This window comes from Actinosynnema sp. NPDC023587, assembly GCF_040640215.1.
GTDB lineage: Bacteria > Actinomycetota > Actinomycetes > Mycobacteriales > Pseudonocardiaceae > Actinosynnema.
Window position 1 is genome coordinate 409,592 of the sequence record NZ_JBFABG010000003.1, and the last position, 22,825, is coordinate 432,416.

The 22,825-nt window shown below is 70.8% G+C and carries 18 protein-coding genes and 1 tRNA gene; 9 read left to right on the forward strand and 10 right to left on the reverse strand.

Features of this window, described 5'->3' with window-relative positions:
• Window positions 1-16: 16 nt before the first annotated feature.
• The 3 genes from AB0G01_RS10735 to AB0G01_RS10745 all read right to left on the reverse strand — a co-directional run bounded on the left by AB0G01_RS10735 (window position 17) and on the right by AB0G01_RS10745 (window position 7,159).
• Complete coding sequence (locus AB0G01_RS10735) at window positions 17-4,270, reverse strand: hypothetical protein (protein WP_360942445.1); 4,254 nt, start codon at window positions 4,268-4,270, stop codon at window positions 17-19.
• A gap of 11 nt (window positions 4,271-4,281) precedes the next feature.
• Entirely contained in the window at window positions 4,282-5,958 is a 1,677-nt protein-coding gene (gene ettA / locus AB0G01_RS10740; RefSeq protein ID WP_360942448.1) for an energy-dependent translational throttle protein EttA, read from the reverse strand.
• Between the two features lie 571 nt (window positions 5,959-6,529).
• Window positions 6,530-7,159, reverse strand: a complete 630-nt coding sequence (locus AB0G01_RS10745) for a single-stranded DNA-binding protein (RefSeq protein ID WP_360942451.1) — start codon at window positions 7,157-7,159, stop codon at window positions 6,530-6,532.
• Window positions 7,160-7,324: 165 nt separating this feature from the next.
• Between AB0G01_RS10745 and AB0G01_RS10750 the strand changes: the two genes are divergently transcribed.
• From AB0G01_RS10750 to AB0G01_RS10760, 3 genes are read left to right on the forward strand one after another with little or no spacing between them, the layout of a single operon-like run.
• Window positions 7,325-7,939, forward strand: coding sequence for a TetR/AcrR family transcriptional regulator (locus AB0G01_RS10750; protein ID WP_360942454.1), 615 nt, complete (start codon window positions 7,325-7,327; stop codon window positions 7,937-7,939).
• Window positions 7,936-8,865, forward strand: coding sequence for an ATP-binding cassette domain-containing protein (locus AB0G01_RS10755; protein WP_360942457.1), 930 nt, complete (start codon window positions 7,936-7,938; stop codon window positions 8,863-8,865). Before AB0G01_RS10750 ends, AB0G01_RS10755 begins: the two co-directional genes overlap by 4 nt.
• A 15-nt stretch (window positions 8,866-8,880) precedes the next feature.
• Complete coding sequence (locus AB0G01_RS10760) at window positions 8,881-9,690, forward strand: ABC transporter permease (RefSeq protein ID WP_360942460.1); 810 nt, start codon at window positions 8,881-8,883, stop codon at window positions 9,688-9,690.
• Between the two features lie 55 nt (window positions 9,691-9,745).
• Here the strand turns inward: AB0G01_RS10760 and AB0G01_RS10765 are convergent, their stop codons facing one another.
• Window positions 9,746-11,698, reverse strand: a complete 1,953-nt coding sequence (locus tag AB0G01_RS10765; protein WP_360942463.1) for a cytochrome c oxidase assembly protein — start codon at window positions 11,696-11,698, stop codon at window positions 9,746-9,748.
• A gap of 80 nt (window positions 11,699-11,778) precedes the next feature.
• Here AB0G01_RS10765 and AB0G01_RS10770 point away from each other — a divergent pair, with 80 nt between their 5' ends.
• Window positions 11,779-12,345, forward strand: coding sequence for a DUF3558 family protein (locus tag AB0G01_RS10770; protein ID WP_360942466.1), 567 nt, complete (start codon window positions 11,779-11,781; stop codon window positions 12,343-12,345).
• Here AB0G01_RS10770 and AB0G01_RS10775 read toward each other — a convergent pair.
• Complete coding sequence (locus AB0G01_RS10775) at window positions 12,311-13,489, reverse strand: MFS transporter (protein WP_360942469.1); 1,179 nt, start codon at window positions 13,487-13,489, stop codon at window positions 12,311-12,313. The genes AB0G01_RS10770 and AB0G01_RS10775 overlap by 35 nt on opposite strands.
• A 61-nt stretch (window positions 13,490-13,550) precedes the next feature.
• Here AB0G01_RS10775 and AB0G01_RS10780 point away from each other — a divergent pair, with 61 nt between their 5' ends.
• Both AB0G01_RS10780 and AB0G01_RS10785 read left to right on the forward strand, forming a co-directional pair.
• On the forward strand, window positions 13,551-14,582 hold the full coding sequence (locus AB0G01_RS10780; RefSeq protein WP_360942472.1) for a LacI family DNA-binding transcriptional regulator: 1,032 nt from the start codon (window positions 13,551-13,553) through the stop codon (window positions 14,580-14,582).
• 125 nt (window positions 14,583-14,707) lie between these two features.
• A tRNA-Arg gene (locus AB0G01_RS10785) sits at window positions 14,708-14,780 on the forward strand.
• Between the two features lie 553 nt (window positions 14,781-15,333).
• On the opposite strand, the gene AB0G01_RS10790 is transcribed toward AB0G01_RS10785, so the two are convergent.
• From AB0G01_RS10790 to AB0G01_RS10800, 3 genes are all read right to left on the reverse strand, one after another.
• Complete coding sequence (locus AB0G01_RS10790; protein WP_360942475.1) at window positions 15,334-15,753, reverse strand: Imm1 family immunity protein; 420 nt, start codon at window positions 15,751-15,753, stop codon at window positions 15,334-15,336.
• 2 nt (window positions 15,754-15,755) lie between these two features.
• The gene (locus AB0G01_RS10795; protein WP_360942478.1) at window positions 15,756-16,523 is read right to left on the reverse strand and encodes a DddA-like double-stranded DNA deaminase toxin; all 768 of its coding nucleotides are present in this window, start codon (window positions 16,521-16,523) and stop codon (window positions 15,756-15,758) included.
• 189 nt (window positions 16,524-16,712) lie between these two features.
• On the reverse strand, window positions 16,713-17,504 hold the full coding sequence (locus AB0G01_RS10800) for an NYN domain-containing protein (RefSeq protein WP_360942481.1): 792 nt from the start codon (window positions 17,502-17,504) through the stop codon (window positions 16,713-16,715).
• Between the two features lie 382 nt (window positions 17,505-17,886).
• Here AB0G01_RS10800 and AB0G01_RS10805 point away from each other — a divergent pair, with 382 nt between their 5' ends.
• The 3 genes from AB0G01_RS10805 to AB0G01_RS10815 all read left to right on the forward strand — a co-directional run bounded on the left by AB0G01_RS10805 (window position 17,887) and on the right by AB0G01_RS10815 (window position 20,780).
• Window positions 17,887-19,467, forward strand: a complete 1,581-nt coding sequence (locus AB0G01_RS10805; RefSeq protein WP_360942484.1) for a proprotein convertase P-domain-containing protein — start codon at window positions 17,887-17,889, stop codon at window positions 19,465-19,467.
• Window positions 19,468-19,676: 209 nt separating this feature from the next.
• Window positions 19,677-20,114 carry a MarR family transcriptional regulator gene (locus tag AB0G01_RS10810; RefSeq protein ID WP_360942487.1) on the forward strand — a complete coding sequence of 146 codons (438 nt, stop codon included), beginning with the start codon at window positions 19,677-19,679 and terminating at the stop codon, window positions 20,112-20,114.
• Window positions 20,115-20,153: 39 nt separating this feature from the next.
• Window positions 20,154-20,780, forward strand: a complete 627-nt coding sequence (locus AB0G01_RS10815) for a hypothetical protein (RefSeq protein WP_360942490.1) — start codon at window positions 20,154-20,156, stop codon at window positions 20,778-20,780.
• Window positions 20,781-20,801: 21 nt separating this feature from the next.
• Here AB0G01_RS10815 and AB0G01_RS10820 read toward each other — a convergent pair whose 3' ends face one another.
• Both AB0G01_RS10820 and AB0G01_RS10825 read right to left on the reverse strand, forming a co-directional pair.
• A complete protein-coding gene (locus AB0G01_RS10820) occupies window positions 20,802-22,379 on the reverse strand; it encodes an amidohydrolase (RefSeq protein ID WP_360942493.1) in 1,578 nt (525 codons plus the stop codon).
• A gap of 39 nt (window positions 22,380-22,418) precedes the next feature.
• Window positions 22,419-22,760, reverse strand: a complete 342-nt coding sequence (locus AB0G01_RS10825; protein WP_360942496.1) for a hypothetical protein — start codon at window positions 22,758-22,760, stop codon at window positions 22,419-22,421.
• Window positions 22,761-22,825: the final 65 nt, after the last annotated feature.

Here is a 22,825-nt window from a genome sequence, read left to right on the forward strand (position 1 = left end):
AACCTCAAATCATTTCTCAGCTTTCGGGCAACGTCCACCGAGGTGCCTCGCCGGTCACCCGCCGGATGGGCGCGGTGGTCTCCGAGTCGGTTTCCGGCGGACCCACCGGAACGATCGGGACAGTGCTCTCGACCTCGTCGGCGAAGTCGTCGGCCTCGCCTTTCGTCGCCTCGTCCTCGCGCCGGCCCACCTCGTAGGCCACCAGCGCCTCGGCGAGCAGTTCGGCCAGGCTCAGGTCGCTCTTGGGCCGCCGGGACGCGCGCGTGGCACTGGGCGACTCGCTCGGCGGGGGCGGCTCGACCAACGGCGGCAGTTCGATCGACCGACCGCCGACGATGACGGATGTGACGAACGGCTCCTCGCCCGCCGGTTGGTCACCGGCCTCGGCAGACCCGGGGGACGGCACATCGGCGGTCGGGATACCGGCATTCAGAGTAGCGGGGGACAGCACATCGGCGGACTGCCCCGGAATGACCGGAGACGACGGGACCGGAGTCGGGTCGGCCGGAGCCGGGTCGTCGTCCTCGACGTCGGCGTGACCGAGGAAACCGGACGGGCTCAGCGGGGTGGGCAGCGCGCTCGGGATAAGCGGCGCGCTCGGGCTGGCCGGCGTGCTCGGGGCGGGCAGCGGAGCGGTGACGGGGGCCTGGTCGGGCAGAGAACCCGGTGTCGGTTCGAGCGTCGGTGCAGACGTCGGTTCGGGTGTCGGTGCGTACGTCGGCGCGGACGTCGGCTCGGCCCTCGGACCCGGCGCAGGAGCGTGCGGCGCGACCGCGAACCCCCCAGGCGACGAGTGCGACCGGTACGACGACCCGCCGGCCAGGTCGAACGGGCCCGGCGACGGCAGCAGTTCCGGTGGTCCGAGCGCCCCGGGCCGGCCCAGCGTCTCCGGCCTGCTCAACGTCTCCGGCCCGACCGGCATGCCCGGCGTGTCCGGCGAACCGGCCGATTCGAGCGGAGATCCCGGCACTGCCTCGGATGGAGGTTCGGGCAGGTCGAAACGTTGGTGCGGCACCGGGCTCGGGTCCGGCGGCGATGGGGGCGAGGGGCGGCGCGTCGGCTCCGGCCCCGGCAGGGGCGTCGGCTGAGGCAGGGGCGGCGGCTGAGGCGTCGGCTCCGGCAAGGGTGTCGGCTGGGGCGTGGGCACCGGGTCCGGCGTGGGCACCGGGTCGGACTTCGGTTGAGGCGTCGGCACGGGGTCCGGGATCGGGACTGGCGGCACCTGGTCGGGCTCGGGCGCGGCCGGCACCGGGTCGGGGAAGGGGCCGGGCGACGTCGGCGGGGCGAGGTTCGGGTAGTCCGGCGGGTCGGGCACCCGCGCGGTCGGGATCACCGGGCCCTTCACGAACGCGGCACCCAGGCCGATCGGCGGGTCGTCGTCGTCCCGGATCGCGGGCTGCACCATCGTCGGGGAGTCGAACATGTCGATCGACGTCACCTCCTCCTGGGAGGTGAAGGGGACCTCGTCCCGAAGGCGCGAAAACGCCTCGTCGCGCGTCCGGAGAGGCAGCTCGTCCCGAAGCCGGGGCGGCGCTTCGACCCGCCACGACACCGTGTCGGCCTGCGACTGGGCCACGCTGTCGGCAGTAAGCCCACCACCGCTTTGATCGGCCGACGCATCGGGCGCGGAAATCTCAGGTGCGGAGGTCCCAGGCGCGGAGGTGCCGGGTGCCGAGGTGCCGGGTGCCGAGGTGCCGGGCACCGTGCTGCCGGGTGCCGAGATGTCCGGTTCGGGAGTACCCGAGGTGGGGCTGTCCGGCTCGGAGTGGTCCTCTGCCTCGGTGTCGTTGGCCAAGGTGTCGTTGGCCAAGGTGTCGTTGGCCAACGTGCTGTCGGTGTCTCCGGCGTCGCGCGCGCGACGCCGTCCGCCGGCGCGCTGGGAGTCCAGCAGACCGGCGGCTTTGAGCGTTTCAAGGACGCTCCCGCCGTCCGAGCTCTCCGGAACGACGACTGGTTCGGCGGTGTTCTCGGGGGGCTCCCCCGCTGCTTCGCGAGCCGCCCGCCGACGTCCGCTGCGCACCGCACCCGCCGCCGCGATCAGCCCGGCAGCGGACACGCTGCGCTCGCCACCGGCGGACCGGTCGACATCATCGTGCGCCGGCCCGTCGACCGAACCCGTCACGGAAGCGACCGGAGCGGTCACAGGTGCGTCATCGGTGTGGGGTGTGTCAGGAGCGGATTCTTCCGGAGTGGAAGCGTCCGGCGCGGAAGAGTTCGGCGCAGAAGAGTCTGGCGCGGAAGTGTCGAGCGGGGAAATGCTCGACGGCGGTTGCGGATCGCATTCCGTGGAGTGGATTCCGGGATCGGTCGCCGACATCTGCGCCGAGGCGGCGTGCGCGGCGCGCGGCGAATCCGGGTGCACCGGCTGGAATGCCCTGGCCAGCCCGCCCTCGTTCTTCTCCGGGCCGGTCTGGGGCGATGGCGGCAATCCCTGCTCGACGGCCGACTGCGGCGGGACCGCCGGAGCTTGCCGGGGCACATCCGCCGACTCCGGCGCGACGTGGTGCGGCGGCGGGAACGTGGGGGGAGCGGACTGGGAGCGCGGCGGCGGGAAGGTCCTTTCGAGGTAAGTCTGTTCGAAGCGGGTCTGTTCGCGCGGCCGACCGAGGATCGGACGCGCCTCGCCGCTCCGCGCGTGCTCCGGACGCCCGAACACCGCCGCGTCCAAGTCGGCCGATTGCGGGAACGCCGGCCGTGACGACGGGATGGGCGACGACGGGGTGGGTGGAGTGGGCTGCACAGCGGTTTGCTCTGCGGGCTGGTTGGCCGTCTGGTTCGGGGGGCTCGCTGCCGGGTCGCCTGTCGGGTCGGCTGTCGGGTCGGTTGCCGGAGAGCGGGTCATCGGGGCGCGGCCTGCCGGGCTTTCCGGGGTGCGGGCGGTCGGGAGGTCGGGGGCGTGGTCGGGATTGCCTGCGGCGGCTGCGGGCGGCTGTGGCGGGGGTGGCGTGGTGTCGCCGAAGGGCTGGACCAAGCGCCAGCGGTCGGCGGCGTGGGCGCGGGCGGCGGAGATGCCCTCGACCGTCATGTCCTCGGCCGCCCTGCGGGAGCGTTTGACGCGCAGGCCGTCGGCCCGGTGGACCTGCGCCGGCCGCCACTGGCGGAGCTGCTGCTTGAGCTCCGGGGTCAGGCTGGGTTCGGGGGTGGTGGTGCTCGGCTTCGACCGGCGCAGCAGGGCGGCGAGCTGGTCGTGCTGGCCGGTCGGCTGGCGGTGCACGCCGGAGAACTCGGCGGCCAGCCTGGCGCGCACGGCGTAGACGGCGCGGGCCCGACGGCGTTCGGCGGCGTGCGCGGAGCGGAGGTCGGCCAGCGCCTCGGTCAGGTCGCCGGACACCTCGTGCACGTGCGCGAGCGCCAGCAGGCTCTCCGCGAGCAGGGTGTCGAGCTGGTGGCGCTCGGCGTTGTCGGCCGCGTCGCGGAGCATGTCGCGGGCCTGGTCGACGCGACCGGCGGGCAGGTGGACCCTGGTCGCCAGGGCCAACCTCAACCAACCGGTGGAGGACGCCGACGGCGCGCGCACGGGGCGGTCCAGGAACGGGGTGCCGGTCTCGGACGCCTCGGCGGGCTTGCCCGCGTCCATCAGGGCGCAGACCAGTTCGACGGTCAGCCCGCCGCGCACCTGGCCGCTGTCGGACGCCTGGTCGGTGAGCTGGTCGAGCAGGCCGAGCCCTTCGCGGCCGGCGGTGATCGCCGCTTCCGGATCACCCCAGCGCCGGTGCTGGGCCGCCGCCGCCGCGCGGAGCAGCCCGCGCAGCAACAGGGCAGTGTCGTGGTCCAGCACGGGGTCGGTCGAGTAGAGCTGATCGGCCTCGGCCAACGCCTCGGTGAGCGCGTTGCCGCGCCCCACCGAGACCAGGCACTCGCTGGCCTGCACGAGTGCCGAGGCACGCAGGGCGTCCGGGACGTCCTGCGCTTCGAGAACGGGGCGGACGGCCGCGAACCCGGTCAACGGCGCGCCCACGGACCTGGCGCTGTCGGCCAGTTCCACCCGCAGACGCCACGCCGTCTCGTGCTCCGCTTCCGCCTCGGCCGCCTTCAGGGCGTCCAGCGCCCGGTCGGCGGTCTTGACGCCCCGGCCCATCCGGTTGCTCGCGAAGACCACCAGGGACTCCGCGCGCAACCGGTCGACCTCGTCACGGCGGGTGGAGGCGAGCGCAACCGCGCGCTCGCCCAGCACCAGAGCCAGCTCCGGTGCCCGCCAACGCAGCCGCCAGGCGGGCACGACCAGCGTGCTCACCTCGGCGTCCGCCTGCGCCTCGCCCCTCGCCGCCACGACGTCGCTGCTCAGTCTCGTGTGAGCTTGCGGTAGGTGACGCGGTGCGGCCTGGCGGCCTCCGCGCCCAGACGCTCCACCTTGTTCTTCTCGTAGCCGTCGAAGTTGCCCTCGAACCAGTACCACTTCGACGGGTTCTCGGCCGTGCCCTCCCACGCCAGGATGTGCGTGGCGACGCGGTCGAGGAACCACCGGTCGTGCGAGATGACCACGGCGCAACCGGGGAACTGCTCCAGGGCGTTCTCCAGCGAGCCGAGGGTCTCGACGTCGAGGTCGTTCGTCGGCTCGTCGAGCAGGATCAGGTTGCCGCCCTGCTTGAGGGTGAGCGCCAGGTTGAGCCGGTTGCGCTCGCCGCCGGACAGCACGCCCGCCGGCTTCTGCTGGTCCGGTCCCTTGAAGCCGAACGCGCTGACGTAGGCCCGCGACGGCATCTCGACGTTGCCGACGTGGATGTAGTCCAGGCCGCCGGAGACGACCTCCCACACGTTCTTCTTCGGGTCGATGCCCGCGCGGTTCTGGTCGACGTAGGACAGCTTGACCGTCTCGCCCACCTTCACCTCGCCGGCGTCCGGCTCCTCCAGCCCGACGATGGTCTTGAACAGGGTCGTCTTGCCGACGCCGTTCGGACCGATCACGCCGACGATGCCGTTGCGCGGCAGGCTGAACGACAGGCCGTCGATCAGCACCCGGTCGCCGAAGCCCTTCTTGAGCTTCTCGACCTCGACCACGACGCTGCCCAGACGCGGGCCCGGCGGGATCTGGATCTCCTCGAAGTCGAGCTTGCGGGTCTTCTCCGCCTCGGTCGCCATCTCCTCGTAGCGGTCCAGGCGGGCCTTGGACTTGGCCTGGCGGGCCTTGGCACCCGACCGGACCCAGTCCAGCTCGTCCTTGAGGCGCTTCTGGAGCCGCTGGTCCTTCTTGCCCTGCACCGCGAGGCGCTCGGCCTTCTTCTCCAGGTAGGTGGAGTAGTTGCCCTCGTAGGGGTGCGCCCGGCCCCGGTCCAGCTCCAGAATCCACTCGGCGAGGTTGTCCAGGAAGTACCGGTCGTGGGTGACCGCCAGGACAGCGCCGGGGTACTGGGCCAGGTGCTGCTCCAGCCACAGGACGCTCTCCGCGTCCAGGTGGTTGGTGGGTTCGTCGAGCAGCAGCAGGTCCGGCTTGCTGAGCAGGAGCTTGCACAACGCGACCCGGCGGCGCTCGCCACCGGAGAGGGTCTTGACGTCGGCGTCGGGCGCGGGGCAGCGCAGGGCGTCCATCGCCTGTTCGAGCTGGGAGTCGAGGTCCCACGCGTTCGCGTGGTCCAGTTCTTCCTGGAGCTGCCCCATCTCCTCGATCAACTCGTCGGAGTAGTCGACCGCGAGCTTCTCGGCGACCTCGTTGTAGCGGTCGAGCTTGACCTTGATTTCCCCGAGCCCCTCCTGGACGTTGCCCAGGACGGTCTTGTCCTCGTTGAGCGGCGGCTCCTGCTGGAGGATGCCGACTGTGGCACCAGGCGACAGGTACGCCTCGCCGTTGCCCGGTGTGTCCAGGCCCGCCATGATCTTCAGCACGCTCGACTTGCCGGCTCCGTTGGGACCGACGACGCCGATCTTCGCGCCGGGGTAGAACATGATGGTGACGTCATCGAGGATGACCTTGTCCCCGTGCGCCTTGCGCACCTTTTTCATGGTGTAGATGAACTCGGCCATGCCCGCGATCGTAGAGCGGTGCCGATCGGGCGAGTACCTCGGACGCCGGCAACGACGGTCGACACAACACAGAGTTAACGCGGACGGGGGTCACCCACTCCTGTCACAGCGCGTCGGTGCCGCGCGGGCGTGACGCTGTGACCAGCGAATCCGGTCGACTACGTGAACTCCTGCGGTGTCAAGCCCTCATGCCTGAACGGGGTACCGCTTCAGCGGCTGCCCACGACCTCCCCCCTCGATGCTCGTGACGACGACACTCGACGCGCATTCTCCGTGCCGGCTCCGCGCGTCGATCGCTTTCGACCATTCATGCCCCGAACGGCCCAGGATCACACTTCGGTTGTCCCAACCCACTCCCCTGCGTTACCGGAACGGCCCCCTTCCGCTACTCCAGCGGCTTGGGATCGCGCGGCCGAACGACTGCCCTGTCTCCCGTGCCGACTGCGGTGCGACACGGAAGGCTGTGACCTGCGACGACGGTTTCGGTGCGGCGGCGCTACGGCTGTCGCCCCCACCGCCCGGTGCGCCGGTCGCTCGGCCCGTCGCGAAGCGGGGGAGGCCGCGCGAGCGGTCAGGAGGACGTCTGCGACACCTCCCGACATTGCGTCGCGGGGGCCCGGTGGTCGGTGGGTGGACGGCCCAACCCGGCTGGACCACCGGAGCCCGGCGAGGGGTCCGGATCTCGGGACCGCGCCGGCTCCGGTGACGCCGGGGGTTCCGCCGGCGGGCCGGTTCCGGGCGGCGGGCGGGAGGCGGGGCGGTTGAGGGAGACGCCGGCGAAGGCGAGGGGGAGTTCGTCCTCGTTCCGGGGCGCGACGACGACCGCGCCGGCGGGGTCGGGGTCGTGGACGGGGTGGGCGGTGCAGGACGCCAGGTCGGGGCCGACGGCGCTGGCCTCGATGTCGACGACCTGGCTGGTCCGCCCGTTCTCGGTGAACTCCCTGACCCGCACCCTGCCGTGCACCACCACCGGGTCCCCCCGGTTCAGCGACGCGTGCACGTTGTCCGCCAGCTCACGCCAGCAGGTGACCATCAGGAACATGTGCGGGCCCGCTGTCCAGTCCTCCTTGCCCCGGTCGAAGCGCTGCTCCTGGCTGTGGATCCGGAACCCGGCGCGACTGAAGCCGGTGCCGACCTTCGAGTGGGCGATCTTGCTCGCGACGATGCCGCACACCGTGATCCGCGTGTCGTTGTAAGCCATTTCCGCGCCTCCTGGGGTTGATCTCCGGTGTCCAGGCTGCCGGGCTGTGAGCTGCGGGGAAAGCGCGCTCTCGAATTTGTGGACAGGGATGCCAGGGCTGTGGACAAGTACTGAGTGAGTCCTCACTCCTTGACATGAGTGAGGACTCACTCATACGCTCGGCCCATGCCGGAGAACTCCGTCCGACGTCGCAAGCGCGCCCCGGCGATGAGCGTCGAGGACCGCCGCGAAGCCATCGTCGCCGCCACCGTCCCGCTCCTGCTCACGCAGGGCGCGAACGTCACCACCAGCCAGATCGCCCAGGCCGCGGGCATCGCCGAGGGCACGGTCTTCCGGGCGTTCAAGGACAAGCGGGAACTGATCGCGACGTGCGTCCGCTCGGTGCTCGCGGTCGACGGCGAGCTGACCGTGCTCGCCGAAGCCCGCCAGGTCGCCCAGCTCGCCGACCGCCTGTCGTGGGCGATCAGCGCGGTCTCCGGCTACCTGGACCGGATGTGGAAGCTCATGGGCGTCCTGCGCGAGTCCGGCTACGACCCGGACCACGAGCACGGCGAGCGCAAGGGCCCGCCCGTCGAGATGCAACTGATCTCGGAGCGCGTCGCGGACCTGTTCAAGCCCGACGCGCACCGGTTGCGCGTCGCCCCGGAGCTGGCCGCGCGCCTGCTGCTGGGCCTGGTGTTCACCAACCGGATGCACGGCGAGGGCTTCGGCGACACCACCGCGGACACCGACCAACTCGTGGAGCTCTACCTGCACGGCGTACTGAGGGAGGAACGGTGAACGACCTGGTGATCGAAGCGTCCGACGTCGAAAAGGCGTTCGGCGCGCAGAAAGCCCTGGACGGGGTGAGCATCGCCGTGCCCAGGGGGACCGTGCTCGGGCTGCTCGGCCACAACGGCGCGGGGAAGACCACGCTGGTCAACGTGCTCACGACCCTGCTGCCGCCCGATCGCGGCACCGCCTCGGTCGCCGGGTTCGACGTGGTGCGCCAGGCCCACCAGGTGCGCAGCCGGATCGGCCTGACCGGCCAGTTCGCCGCCGTGGACGAGAGCCTGTCGGGCCTGGACAACCTGGTCCTCATCGCCCGCCTGCTCGGCGCGAGCAGGCGCGAGGCGCGGCAGCGCGGCACCGAGCTGCTGGAGCTGTTCGACCTCACCGACGCCGCCAAGCGCCCCTCGCGCACCTACTCGGGCGGGCTGCGGCGACGCCTGGACCTGGCCGCGAGCCTCGTCGGCCACCCCGAGGTGATCTTCCTGGACGAGCCGACCACGGGCCTGGACCCGGCCGCTCGGCTCGGCCTGTGGGAGATCGTGGAACGCCTGGTCACCGACGGCACCACGGTCCTGCTGACCACCCAGTACCTGGACGAGGCGGACCGGCTCGCCGACTCCATCACGGTGCTCGCCCAGGGCCGGGTGGTCGCCTCGGGCACCAGCGCCGAGCTCAAGGCCCAGGTGGGTCAGCGGACCGTGACGGTCACCCTGGCCGACCCCGCCGACCTGCCCAGGGCGCAGGAAGCCCTGGAACGCGCCGGGCTGCACCCCGTGCCCGCGCCGAGCACGCTCACCGCGCCCGTCACGTCGTCGCGCGAACTGGCCGTCGTGGTCCGCGCGCTGGACGAGGTCGGTCTGGAGGCCATCGAGCTGGCGCTGGGCGAACCGACCCTCGACGACGTCTACCTCACGCTCGCAGCACACGCGGCCTGAACAGGAGAACCCCGGATGACCGCCACCCTCGCCGCACCGCCCACCCGCTGGCGCGGAACGGATTTCGGCACACAGGTGCTCGTGCTGACCCAGCGCTCGCTGCGCACCCTGGTCAGCGACCCCCGGATGGTCGTGTTCAGCGTCCTGCAACCGCTGATCATGCTCACCCTGTTCAGCCAGATCTTCGCCGGCATCACGAACACGCCCGGCTTCCCCACCGACGTCTCCTACATCGACTTCCTGATGCCCGCGATCCTGGTCAACACGGCCATGCAATCCGCGCTGCAAGCGGGCGTGGGGCTGGTCACCGACATGAAGAACGGCGTGCTGGCCCGGTTCCGCTCGCTGCCGATCCGACTGGGAGCGGTGCTGGTCGCGCGCAGCCTGTCCGACCTGGTCCGCACGGCCGCGCAACTGGTGCTGATGCTGGTGCTCGCGGTGACGATCTTCGGCTTCTCGCCGGCCGGCGGCATCGCCGGGGTGGCCGGCGCGCTCGCCCTGTCCCTGGCCGTGGGCTGGGGCCTGGGCTGGATCTTCCTGGCCGTCGCGAGTTGGCTGCGCAACGCCGAGCTGATGCAGACCGTGGGCTTCCTGGCGATGTTCCCGCTGATGTTCGCTTCGAGCGCGTACGTGCCGGTGTCCGGGCTGCCCGGCTGGCTCCAGGCGGTGGCGAACGTCAACCCGCTCACCTACGCCGTGGACGCGGCGCGGGCGCTGGCCCTGTCGCACCCGGTGACCGGCGTGCCGGCCGCGTTGGGGACCAGCGCGGTGCTCGCGGCGATCGGCTGGGTGTTCGCGGTGCGCGGGTTCCGGCGTCCCCTGTAAGACACTCCTCCACGCGGGCGCGCACGTCCACGACGTCAAGCGGGCGAGTACGCCGTCATTCCCGTTTGGACATCTTGCTCAGCATCGCGTTGTAGGCCGCCAGGTCCGCGTCGCCGTCCGCATCGGCCTTGCGGTCCGACCGGCGCGCGTCCCGGTCGTCCGACCGGGCCCACTGCACCAAGAGCGCCACCATCACCACGATCAACGGCACCTCGCCCGCCGCCCACGCGATACCGCCGCCCAGACGCTGGTCCTCCAACTGCGACGTCACCCACGGCAGCGCCAACGACCGGTAGAAGTTCTCCCCGATCACGGTCTGCGAGCTCATCAGCACGATGCCGAAGAACGCGTGGAACGGGATGGACGCGAACAGCAGGCCCAGGCGGCCCAACGGCGGCAGCCGGTTCGGCGCGGGGTCGATGCCGATCACCGGCCAGTAGAAGATGTAGCCGACCAGGATGAAGTGGGCGTTCATCGCCAGGTGCGCCCAGTGGAAGTCCAACGCCCAGTCGAACAGCCCGGAGAAGTACAGGCCGTAGAACGACCCCACGAACAGCGCCAGCGCGACGAACGGGTTCGTCAGGATCTTGGTCACCGGCGAGTGCACGAACGCGAGGATCCACTCGCGAGGCCCGGCCGGGTTGTCCTTGCCCGCCGGGGGCAGCGCGCGCAGCGCCAGCGTGACCGGACCGCCCAACACCAGCAGGATCGGGGCGAGCATGGAGAGCAGCATGTGGCTCTCCATGTGGATGCTGAACATCGCGGGGGCGTACCGGCCGAGCCCGGACGAGGTGGCGAACAGGACCGTGAAGCAGCCCGCGAGCCACGCGACCGTGCGGCCCACGGGCCACTTGTCGCCCCTGCGCCGCAACCGCAGCACGCCGAGCACGTAGAGGACGGCCAACGCGATCGCGGCGGTGCCGAAGATGAGGTCGAACCGCCAGTCGAACAGCAGACGGGTCAGCGTGGGCGCGCCGAACAGGTCGTAGCCGATGCGCAGTTCCGTCGTGCTGGGGACCACGCGCCCCTCGGTCGGCGGCGGCGTGCGGCTCAGCGCGGCGGCCAGGCCGATGGTGAGGAACATCAGCAGCACTTCCACGCCCGCGAGCCTCAGCAGTGACCGGCCCGAACCGGTCTCCACGACCTGCCGGACGCTCTTCTGCCGCTGGAACCAGCCGAACACGCCCAGCGCGATCAACGCGACCGTCTTACCCACGACGAGAAGCCCGTAGTCACTGGTGAAGAGCTGGTCCAGCGGCAGCCGCACCCACGCGTTCAGCACGCCCGAGAGGGCCATCACGATCCAGCACACCAGGGCGAGGCGGGAGAACCTGGTGGTGGCCAGGTCGAGGTGTGCCCCACCACGCCGGCCGTGCGCGAGCAGCGCGATGAGCCCGCCGACCCACAGCGCCGCCGCGATCAGGTGGTACAGCAGGCTGTTGGTGGCCACGTCGTGCGAGCCGCCGCCGGAGGAGTGCCCCGTCACGGCGACCGGCACCAGCGCGAAGACGGACAGGAAGAACAGCGCCGTGGTCCAGCCCCAGGACAGCGCCAGCCGACAGCCCAGCGCCAGCAGCGCCACGATCACCGCCGTGACCATCCACGCCTTGGTCTGCTCCAGGATTCCCGCGACGGTGAACAGCACGGACGGCTTCAGCAGCGCCCGGACCGGCTGGCCGAGCGCGTCGGCCGCGGTGAACGGGACCGATGCGACCGCGCCGAACGTCCACACCAGAGCCGCCCAGCCGGCCGTGCGCAGCGCGGCGTAGCCGTCGGCGGCCAGCGTCCCGTTCCGCTGCGACGGCACCAGGAAGGCGGCCAGCAGCAGGGAGCCGATCGTCACGACGGCGGCGGATTCGGTGACCACGCGGACCACGAGCAGACCTGAGGTGTCGCCGCCGGTCACGGCGGCCAGTCCGGCGGCCAGCAGCGCGGCTATCGCCGTGCCGACGAGCAGCAACGGGATCAGACCAGTGCGCGTGGAGCGGGCAGGGGCGTCGATGGGCACGGGGTCGAGCGTAGGCGGCACGGCAACGCGACCACCAACCGCCGGACGTGCCCTGATCACACCGACTACGGTTGCGCTTCGTGACCAGCTCTCGCACGTGGGTCGTGCCGGCCCTCGCCGCCCTCGTGCTCTCGGGGTGCAGTTACACGATCAACGGCGACCCGTTGCCCGAGGCCGGCGTCACACCCGCGAGCGCCAGTACCACCCCATCGGCCGCGTCCGATGGGGTGCCGAAGATCGGCGAACAGCGGTCCGTGGCGGGCGTGGACCCGTGCAAGCTGCTCAGCGCCGACGACCTGAAGCCGGTCGGCGCGTTGACCCGCGAACCCGCGCGCCGCGACGACCAGATCCAGGAGTCGTGCCAGTTCGTGTTCGACGGCGCGAGCGTCGTCACGGCGCTCTACCAGAAGTACGAGCACGTGCGGCAGCGGCAGCCCAAGGGGCGTGAGGTCCTCGTGGAGGGGCACTCGTCGTGGGTGTCGTGCGAGCAGGACGGCAACGCGATGGTGTGCACCACGACGACCGCGGTGAACCCCAACCGCAGCATCCTGGTCGCGATGACGTTGGTCGGCGGCAAGGGCGAGCAGATGGTCGCGACGCTCCAACCGCTGGTCAAGGCCGCGCTGAACCGGCTGCCTCCCGGCTGAGCTCACGGGCGCGGGCCTTGTCCGCCAGCCACACCGTGGGCACGATCAAGGCGATGACCAGCGCGATGACGCCCAGCGCGACGGTCAACGAGCTGGCGTGCGCGATCGCGCCCATGGCCGGCGGGCCGATCAGGAAGCCGGTGTAGGCGACGGTCGTCACCAGGCCGATCTCGCGTTCGCCGCCGGTGCCGTCCGGGCGCTTGCCCGCGTCACCCGCCAGGTCCATCACCACCGGGAAGCAGAACGCCAGCCCGAGCCCGGCCAGCGCGAAGCCCGCGAACCCCGCCGCCGGTGCCTCCACCAGCACGGTCAACCCGATCCCGGCCGCCGCGACCACCGCGCCCGCGCCGAGCAGCCGGTACGGGCCCAGCCGGCGCTGGACCGGCTCGCCGACCAGGCGCGCGACCACCATCGCGATGGAGAAGCCCGCGTAGGCCGCGGCGGCGACCGCCTCGGTGAGGTTCCGCTCGCGGACGAAGAACAGCGTCGACCAGTCCGCCGACGCGCCCTCGGCGATCGCGGAGAGCACGGTGATGCCCGCGAGCAGCCACAGCAGCGGGCGGCGCAGCACGGAGCGGTCCGCGCCGCGCCCGCCGGCCGTCTCGCCGGTCGCGCCGGGCACCGAGCGGACCACGGACGCCATCGCCACCGCGCCGATCACCGCGACGACCACGAGGTGCGTGCGCAGGCCCCAGCCGGCCGCCGAGGCCGCCGCCGCGCCCAGGGAGCCCACCAGGCCGCCGACGCTGAAGCCGGCGTGGAACTGGGGCATCAGGGGGCGGTCCAGCGCGCGGGAGGCGGCGACCGCGGCGACGTTCATGCCGACGTCCAGCGCCGCGCCGCAGCCGCCCAGCACGAACAGGTTCAGGCCGAGGTGCAGCGGTGAGCCGGCGAGCGAGAGGGCGGGCACGGCCAGCACCGTGACGATCGCGCCGATCACGACCAGCCGGCGCGCGCCGACCGTCGCGCAGAGCCGCGCCGCGAAGGGCGCGGTGAGGGCGAGGCCGATGCTGGAGCCGAGCAGCGCCAGGCCGAGGGTCGCCTCGTTCGCGCCGACCTGTGCGGCCAGCGTCGGCATCCGGGCAGCCCAGGACAAGAACAGCGCCCCGTTGAAGAGGAACACTGTGAAAACCGCGAGGCGCATGGGCCGAGTCTGACTGAAGCGCTTCAGAACCTCCACCGGGTTCGCTGGTTAACCTCGTCACGTGGACCGCCCCCGCAAGCCGACCCTCGACACCGTGGCCAGCGCGGTCGGGGTGTCGCGCGCGACGGTCTCCAACGCGTACAACCGGCCCGATCAGCTCTCGGCCTCCCTGCGCGAACGGATCTTGGAGATCGCGGCGTCCATCGGGTACGCGGGCCCCGACCCGATCGCGCGCAGCCTCGCCACGCGGCACAGCGCGGCGGTCGGGTTCATGCTCGGCCAGCCATTGTCGGCGGCGTTCTCCGATCCCGCGGTGTCGATCGTGCTCGACGGGCTCGCGTCCACCGTCGACGGCCACGACCACTGCCTTGTGCTGATGCCCGGAGGGGTCGACGGCGGGCCGCGCCCCTCGACCGTGGCTCGGGCGCAGGCGGACGTGGTGGTGGCGTACTCGCTGCCCGACGACGCGCCGGCGCTGACCGTCGTCCGGGCTCGCGGCCTGCCGCTGGTGGTGATCGACCAGCCGGTCCTGCCCGACACCGCGCGCGTCGAGGTGGACGACGTGGGCGGGGCGCGGATGGCGGCGGCGCACCTGTGGGAGCTGGGGCACCGGCGGTTCGGAATTCTGACGTTCGGGCTGCGCGCGGGCTTCCTGGGCGGGCGGGACGGCGCGTACCGGGTGATCCGCGACCGGCTCGTCGGGTACCGGGACGTGGTGGGTGCCGCCCCGGTATGGGAGTGCGCCGGGAGCAACCGGGCGATGGGCCGTTCGGGGGCACGTGAGCTGCTGTCGCTGACACCCCGCCCCACGGCGCTGCTGTGCGCTTCGGACGAGCTGGCGTTCGGCGCGCTCCAAGCGGTGCGTGACCTGGGCCTCCGAATTCCCTCGGACGTGTCCGTGGTCGGGTTCGACGACGTGCCGGAGGCCGAGCACGCGGAGCCGCCGTTGACTACTGTGCGTCAACCTCTGAGCGAAAAAGGCCGCAGAGCGGGCGCACTGGCCCTTCGCCTCCTCGTCGGAGGCAGACCCGGAGAGCCGACCAGGCTCCCGGTTTCCCTCGTGGAACGCGACTCGACCGCTCGTCTAACGTGATCCACATCACTTTTTGGCCTACTTGATCACTCTTCCGGTGCCTGGACGGAAACGGTCCACGTCTTCCGGACGATGTGTCCGGTGGGGCGGCTACGCTGCTACAGCGCGTGGTCACAGCCCCTCCAGCCTCCGTAGCTCAGTGGAGAGAGCGAGGGACTTCTAATCCCGAGGTCGCAGGTTCGAATCCTGCCGGGGGCACTGGCTTGACGGCCCCCTGACCTGCAAGGACAGGTCAGGGGGATTCTTGAAGTAGGTCTTCGCCGGCTCGCGTGGAGCCACACGTGGAGCCGACTGGCACTCACTGGCTCCGCGAGCGGTGCCAAGGCTCGCAAGAAGACCAAGCAGCGGTGCGAGGATGCCGCACGACATCGGACCCGGAACGTGGGGCCGATCGGGGCCGGACCAAGTCCCTCGTCCGGGTGGTCGAGCGCACCACGACCATCGGCTACCGCCGCGACATCCGGCTCCACATCCGACCGCTGCTCGGGCACTTGCAGATCGGCAAGCAGCTCGACGGCGGGACGCTCGACTCGTTCGACGCGATCCTGATGCAGTGCTCGCCGCACTGCGGCGGCTCTCGATCGTCAACGGCGCGTTCCACGGCGGCTCGTGGGGCATATTCCTGCGGGCACGGGCACGGGCACGACGTGGCGAACCGTGCGCCGCTTCCCTCGACCTGGCCCGGCAGACGCTGTTCCTCAAGACCTCCATCGCGCAAGAGAGCGGCGAGACCTGCTACTCAGCGCGGCTCTTACTGGCCAGCGGGCCAGGAGGTGGCCTGCCAACAGATGCACTCCGGACGCGCCCCGTCGGTCGCCATAAATTCTTTGACCGCCGCCCGTACCAGATCCAACGGGATCTCCGAATTCGCTGGGAAACCTCGCCAATGTCCCATGTAGAAGTACGACCGTTCTTTGCCATCGGCAGGCTCGCCGTCATTCACGCTGACAACACCGCGCGGCCAATTCCGACCGGAGTAGCGGACCACACCGTGACCACCCGATACGCCTATGTCCAACCCTTGCGCGTACGGATCTTCCGACAGATGGACATCCATCAGTATCGGCGCTTGCGGTGGCGAATCCGAGCGCACACGATCGATCAGCGCGTCGACCTCTTCCGCCGTCGTCAGCACGATGGGATTTTCATCATGCTCGAACAGGTAATACACATCTAGGGAACCCACTTCGACGTTCCGCCTCCTTTGTACTCTTGCCGGAATCCATCGGGACCGTGCACAGTCATTGTATATCCCGGCGGAAGAACCACAGGAATAAGCGCACTGCAACCCATCGGACCACGACAAGGGGGGTTGTTTATTACCAGAGTGACCGATTTCATGGCCTGCTGTCGCATGTGAACGGCCAACTTTATTTCCACATCCACGACGGTGACAGGAATACGACGTGACTTCATCTCTTCCTCGAAGAAACGCAGTGCTTCCTCCGACTTCTCGTCTTTTCCGCTCACCTCCTGATGGACGTTGCCGTTTGGGTCGATCCACCGGCCGTGCGTTTTCTGTCCGGCGCTCGATACGACCGGAGGCGGCAGTTGTCGCCGTAGTTCCTCGACACGTTCCGGCGTCACCGCAATCGGGACGGTTGACGGTTCCCCAGACGACCGCGACCGGTTTTCCCGTGGGCTCGTCTCGCCCACCATGGGACCGGTCGCAATGGGTTCGCCTACCAACTGCGTTCGATAGGCCCGTATGGCGTCTTCAGCGGCAGTCAGGGCTGCGAACGAGGACCCTATGCCCTGCTGTGCCTCACCGAACCATGCCAATGCCTGTAGCGCGTCGGAGGCGACTGTGCCGGCCACAGCCGCCCCGAAGAACGCGGTTGCCTCGTCGATCAAGTCCGCCGCCAGGTTCAACAACGCGCGCGCGGCGTCGATCTTGTCCAACACCGCGTCAAGTTGCGCGGTTGCGTCCTTGATTGACACACAGCCATCGTACGGTGACCATCAGTCACCATCTTTGCCGCCCTGGCGGCAACGCACAGCACCCACCGTCGCAGAAATCCGCAGTTCACGCCGGGAGACTGGTTTTCGTGCCCTCCACGTGGGCACCGGGTGCGCCCCGCCGATATGGGTACCGGGCTCGGGACCGGTGCGGAGCTTGAACAGGACAGTTCAGGCGTCTTCGGGCTTCTTGCCGTCGTGTGGGCGCTTGTCCCGCACGTAGACGACGCCCGGCTTGCCGTCGCCGGGACTGCGGCGTTCCGACTCGAACATCGTGGTCGCGGCCATCAGGTCGCTGAGCTTCCCGTAGCCGTAGTTCCGGGAGTCGAAGTCCGGGTGTTGCTTGGTGATGATGTGACCCACGGTGGCCAGCGGGGCCCAGCCGTCGTCGTCGGAGGCCGCCTCGACGGCGTTGCCCAGTTGGTTCAGCAGGGCCGTGTCCTCGACGAGCTGCTCAGCGGGGGTCCGGGTGGGCGGGGTGAGGGCCGCGTCGGTGGCCACTACGGCGCTGTCCGGGTGGGTCAGGTTCTCGATGTAGACGAACTTGTCGCAGGCCGCCACGAACGGTTTCGGGGTCTTGCGTTCGCCGAAGCCGTACACCGTCAGCCCGGATTCGCGCAGGCGTGAGGCAAGACGGGTGAAGTCGCTGTCGCTGGAAACGATGCAGAACCCGTCGAACCGCCCCGTGTACAGCAGGTCCATCGCGTCGATGACCATCGCCGCGTCGGTGGCGTTCTTGCCGGTGACGTACGCGAACTGCTGCACCGGCTGGATCGACTGGGCGAGCAGCCGGTCCTTCCAGCCCTTCAGGTTCGTGCCGGTCCAGTCGCCGTAGGCGCGTTTGACGTGCGCCGTGCCGTACTTCGCGACCTCGGCCAGCAGCGCCTCGGCGATGGTGGGCCTGGCGTTGTCCGCGTCGATGAGCACCGCGAGCTTGGCGGCGTTCTCACTGGCCAAGACCATGCCGGTTCCTCGATTCGGACATGGAGCCCCTCCTCATCGCGTCGACGCGGGAGAGCATACGACCGGTGCCGCAGGACGACGACCGGCGCGAATCCGCCGCACGGTGCTCCGGCTCGCGAGCGGCGTTCCGCCGGCAGTCCGATCGGGTGTGGGGTGGCGGGGAGTCGGTGTCCGTCTTCGCGGGTCGGCGGGAACCCGCAGTCATGTCGTCCCGTCCGTCGGCGGCTGTCGATCAACCACACCTGACCGGGTGATTTCGAGACTTCCGACGGCTGGATACCGGCCCCTGGTCGTGCGACCGTACGGGTCCGGCCCGGCCTCCACAGAGGTCGGGTCGGACCCCGCCGCCACCCCGGAAACGACCTTTCCAAGGAGGTGCGCCTTGTCCATCCGGTCCCTGCTACTGCCGATGGCGGCTGCACTGGCGTTGGCCACACCCGTACCGGCCGCGATCACCGCGCAGGCCGAACCCGTCCAAACGCCGCGATCCGCGGTGAACGAGCACGTCACCAAGGCGGGTGAACTCAAAACCAGCAACGCGACCCTGCGCTACGCGCCCACCGGCCGTTCCTGGCAGGTGGTCCTGACCGAGCCCGGCTCCAGCTACGTCAAGGTGCACTTCGCGGCGTTCAAACTGGCTCCCGGCGACCGGGTCACCGTCGCCGACCCGTCCGGGCGCGAGGTCCACACCTATCGCGGCAACCCCACCACGACCGCGTTCCCCGGCGACTCCCCGCACACCGTGCACGGCCGGCCGGGCTTCGCCGCGATGTCCGTCGACGGCGACACCGCCGTGGTGACCCTGCACGCCGCGATGGACCGCCGGAACGCGGACACCCTGACCCGGCACGGGTTCGGCGTCCGGATCGACAGCTACTACCGGGGCTTCACCTCCACCGAAGCCGCTGCGGCCAACCCCGGCACGTTCAGCGTCTGCGGCGCGGACGCCCGCCGCGACGTGGTCTGCTACCAGACCAACCATCCCACCGAGTACGCCCGGTCCGGCGCGGTCGCGCGCCAGTTGCTCAACGGCCTGGGCCACTGCACGGCGTGGCGGGTGGGCAACACCAACCGGATGCTCACCAACTTCCACTGCATGGAGAGCGCGGCGGACCTGCGGGCCAGCGAGTTCCAGTTCGACTACCAGTGCTCGACCTGCGGCGGGAACAACCCGAAGCCCGGCACGAAGGTCAGCGGCCTGGAGCTGGTCAAGTCCAGCCCGCTGAGCGCGCTGGACTACGCGTTGTTCTCGGTGAACAACTTCGACTCGATCAAGTCCTTCGGCACGCTCTACCTGGACGTGCGCGAGCCCAAGGCGGGCGAGCGCATCTACCTCCCCGGCCACGGCGACATCAAGCCCAAGCGGCTGTCGCTGTACGAGGAGAGCGACGGCGGCGCGTACTGCAAGATCGACGTCGTCGCGTCCGGCGTGAACACCGGCTACCGGTGCGACAGTTCGGGCGGCAACTCCGGCTCGCCGGTGCTGGCCGCGTCGTCGCACAAGGTGATCGCGCTGCACCACCTCGGCGGGTGCCCGAACTGGGGAACCCGGATCTCGCTGGTGCACAACGAGATCGCGAGCCTGATCGACAACGACGACGGTGGTCCCGGCCCCGGTCCGGGCAAGCGCTTCGAGAACGCCGCCGACTTCCCGGTGCGGGACCTGGCCACGGCGGAGTCGCCGATCACGGTGTCCGGGATCGCCGGCAACGCGCCGTCCGCGCTCAAGGTCGAGGTGAACATCAAGCACACCTACCGGGGTGACGTGCGGCTGCACCTCGTCGGCCCGGACGGGACGACGTACCTGCTGAAGGACACGTCCAACGACTCGGCGGACGACATCGTGGCCGCCTACCCGGTGAACGCCGCCGCGCAGGTGGCCAACGGCGTGTGGAAGCTGCGCGTGTACGACGCCTACCAGTCCGACACGGGCACGCTGGATTCGTGGGCGTTGCAGTTCTGACGTCCTGACGACGGGTTCACGCACGATCGGTACCGCCTCGGACCTCCGGGGCGGTACCGACGCGCATCCGGGTTCGACGGCCCACGGCGGCCGGTCTGGCGTTGCGGGACGTGGGCGTTGTCGTTCGAGGGGCGCTGAGCGCGCTCCTGCTGGTCAGCGGCGACCCGCCCTACGATGTAGACCCACGCCTGCGTACCGGGAGGGTCGTCTTGTCCGTCCGCGCCACCTGGTCCGGCCTGCGCGCGCTGCACAACCGGATCAACGCGAGCCTGGAGCGCGCGCTCCAGCGGAAGTTCCACTTCGGGATGTCGGAGTTCACCGCGCTCGGCGCGCTGCACGAGTCGCCGGAAGGCCACCTGCGGATGCAGGAGCTGACCGAGGTGGTGGGCCTGAACCAGAGCTCGGTCAGCCGCCTGGTGGCCCGGCTGGAGCAGTCCGGCCTGACCACCCGGGAGATCTGCGAGACCGACCGGCGCGGGGTGTTCAGCAGCATCACGCCCGCCGGGCGCGAGGTGTACCGGAGCGCGGGCCCGTTCTACGAGGAGACGCTGGTCGCGATCTTCGCCGAGGTGGCGGCCGATCCGGACCTCGGTCCGCTGCTCGGAAAGGTCCGCGCGCAGCCCCGGAATGTCGTACCCGACGGGTAGAATTCGAACACGAGTTCGATACGACGAGGGGAGCCTGTCGTGGTCGTGGAACCGGTCAGCGTCACCGCGTTGTCCTTCACCGAGTACGTGATGAGCGGTCAGCGCGGGCGGATCAGCATCGTGGCCGAGCAGCGCGAGGTCTACCTGGGCGTCGACCCGTGGGTGAGCGGGTTCTACAACCCCATGCGGGAGGCCATGCGCCGCGCGGCGAACTCCACCGACCCGGACGCGGAGCTGGAGGTCGCGGTGCAGGCGGCGGACCGCAACGGGCAGCCCCGGGCGTTCGAGGAGCTGCGCGAGGGCTTCCTCCCGTGGCTGCGCGGGACGCGGGCGACCGGCGTGCCCGTCCGGGCCGCCCGGTGGTCGGCGGGTGAGCTGAGCCTGCGCGTGCGGCCCCACCTGGGGCTCCGACTGCCGGACGGGTCGACGGCGGCCGTGCTGGTGTACACCAAGGAGGCCGTGATGACCCAGGAGGCGGCGAACGTCGGGCTGCGCATCCTCCAGCAGACCACCGCCGACACGCTGCCCGGCGCGACACCACTGCTGCTCGACGCGCGGCGCGGGCGGGCGTTCAAGATGGCCAAGCGGACGAACCTGGCCAAGCTGGACGCCCTGATCGCGGCCGAGGCGGCCGGGTACGTGGTGCACTGGCGGATGAGCGCCTGAGCCCGGCGGTCCGGGCCGGGTTCAACTCGCGAACCCGGCCGGGTCGTGCCGGAACTCACCGCCGACGACGGTCGCCGACACGCCGATGTCGCCGATCCGGGAGACCTCGCAGGTGCGCGGGTCGTCGTCCAGCACGACGAAGTCGGCCAGCTTGCCCGGGGTGAGCGAGCCGAGCACGTCCTCACGCCGGCACGCGTACGCCGCACCGGCGGTGTACGCGTGCAGCGCCTCGGTCACGGACACGGCCTCGTCCGGCCCGACGGCGAGCCCGGTGCGCGACCGCCGTTCGACCATGAACTGCACGGCCCGCAGCGGGTTGCCGTCCGCCACCGGCCGGTCCGAGCTGCCCGCGACCACCACCCCCCGGTCCAGGAACGCCCGCCCCCGGTACAGCCACGGCGCGCGCTCGGGGCCCATGATCGTCGAGTAGTCGTCGCCGTAGGCCCACAGGAACGTCGGCTGGACCACCGGGATCACGCCCAGCTCGGCGATCCGGTCCACCTGGTCGGGCCGCACCAGCCCGCAGTGCTCGATCCGGTGCCGGGCGTCCGGGCGGGGCAGCAGGGCCCCCGCCTCGGCCAACGCGTCCAGCGCGAAGTCCACCGCGCGGTCGCCGATCGCGTGCACGGCGAGCTGCCACCCGGCGGCGTGCCCGTCGAGGATCGCGGCGCGCATCACGTCCGGTTCGTCCTGCAACTGCCCGACGCCGTACCCGCCGACGTAGGGCTCGGTCAGCGCGGCCGTCCGGGCGATCATCCCCCCGTCGGTCCACAGCTTCAGCGCCCCGATCGAGAGCCACTCGTCACCCAGACCGGTCCGCAGCCCCAACGGCAGCGCGCGCCGCACGCCGTCCTCCGCGTGCGCGCGCACGTCCCGCAACTCGCCCGACGACACCATCAGTTGCACCCGGATCGGCAGCGGTTCCTGTTGGTACGCCGCGATCTCCAGCGGGCTGCTGCCGATCAGACCCTCGCCCACACCCGCTTCGGCCGCGAGCACCACGCCTTCGCGCAAGCACTGCTCCGCGCCCCGCCGCACGTCCGCCGCGATGTCGGCGATCGAGTACGGCAGCATCATCGCGCGCGCCGCCGACTGCGCCCGTTCGGCGAGGAACCCGGTGGGCACACCGGCGGCATCGCGCGGCACGACCACCGACGCGGGCAGGTCGGCCAGCACGTCACTGCTCACCACGCACGCGTGCCCGGACAGGTCCTGCACGTAGACGCGAGGTCCGACGACGTCCAGGTCGCGTGCGGTGAGCGGCCGGTCCAGCGCGCGGTGGTCGTACCCGACGACCTCCAGCCACGCCGCACGCGGCGCGTCGGCCAGCAGGTCCAGCACCTGCGTCACGGTCGTGCACCCGGAGACGTCCGGCGTCCGGGACGCCCGGCCGGCCCACGCCAGGTGGTTGTGCGCGTCCACGAAACCCGGCAGCGCCACCGCCCCGCCCAGGTCCACCACGCGCCGCGCGGGCAGGTCGGCCACGTCCTCGTCCAGGCCGACGATCCGCCCGCCCCACACCCCGAGGACGGCGGCCCCGGGCCGGGCGGGGTCCAGCGTGCCGAACCGACCGCCGACCACCTTCAGATCAAGGATCACTCCCGCAGGCTAGTTGGCTGCGGCGAACCGGGATACGCGTCACGCCTTGGGCACGCCCGCGCGTTCGGCGAGGTGCCGGACCAGTACCCCGACGGATTTCGCCAGTTCGTCGACGAGTTCTTCGGAGCGCGGTGTGCCGTGCCCCGCGCCCAGGCACCAGGACAGGCTGAAGGTCAGGATCGAATCGACGTCACTCGGCCGGAGCAGGATGGCCTGGCCGACGTGCAGGGGTTCGGCGGAACTGTTCTCGTAGAGCCGGTGCCAGGTGCCGTTCCGGTGGTCGAAGGCCAGGTGGTTGACACCGGCCGGGCTGGCCAAGATGTAGTCGAATGGCACGTTCGGGCCGGGTGCCCACGGTCGTTCGACGCGATTGGTCACCATGCTCCTGCTTTCCTCTGCGCGATCTCGGACACGAGTTCTCCTCGGTTCTCCGGGCGGGGATTTCG

Coding starts and splice junctions, on each gene's coding strand:
- ettA (WP_360942448.1), bottom strand. CDS start 5,958: ATGGCCGAGTTCATCTACACCATGAAAAAGGTGCGCAAGGCGCACGGG.
- AB0G01_RS10745 (WP_360942451.1), bottom strand. CDS start 7,159: ATGGCTTACAACGACACGCGGATCACGGTGTGCGGCATCGTCGCGAGC.
- AB0G01_RS10750 (WP_360942454.1), top strand. CDS start 7,325: ATGCCGGAGAACTCCGTCCGACGTCGCAAGCGCGCCCCGGCGATGAGC.
- AB0G01_RS10760 (WP_360942460.1), top strand. CDS start 8,881: ATGACCGCCACCCTCGCCGCACCGCCCACCCGCTGGCGCGGAACGGAT.
- AB0G01_RS10775 (WP_360942469.1), bottom strand. CDS start 13,489: ATGCGCCTCGCGGTTTTCACAGTGTTCCTCTTCAACGGGGCGCTGTTC.
- AB0G01_RS10800 (WP_360942481.1), bottom strand. CDS start 17,504: ATGGTCTTGGCCAGTGAGAACGCCGCCAAGCTCGCGGTGCTCATCGAC.
- AB0G01_RS10825 (WP_360942496.1), bottom strand. CDS start 22,760: ATGGTGACCAATCGCGTCGAACGACCGTGGGCACCCGGCCCGAACGTG.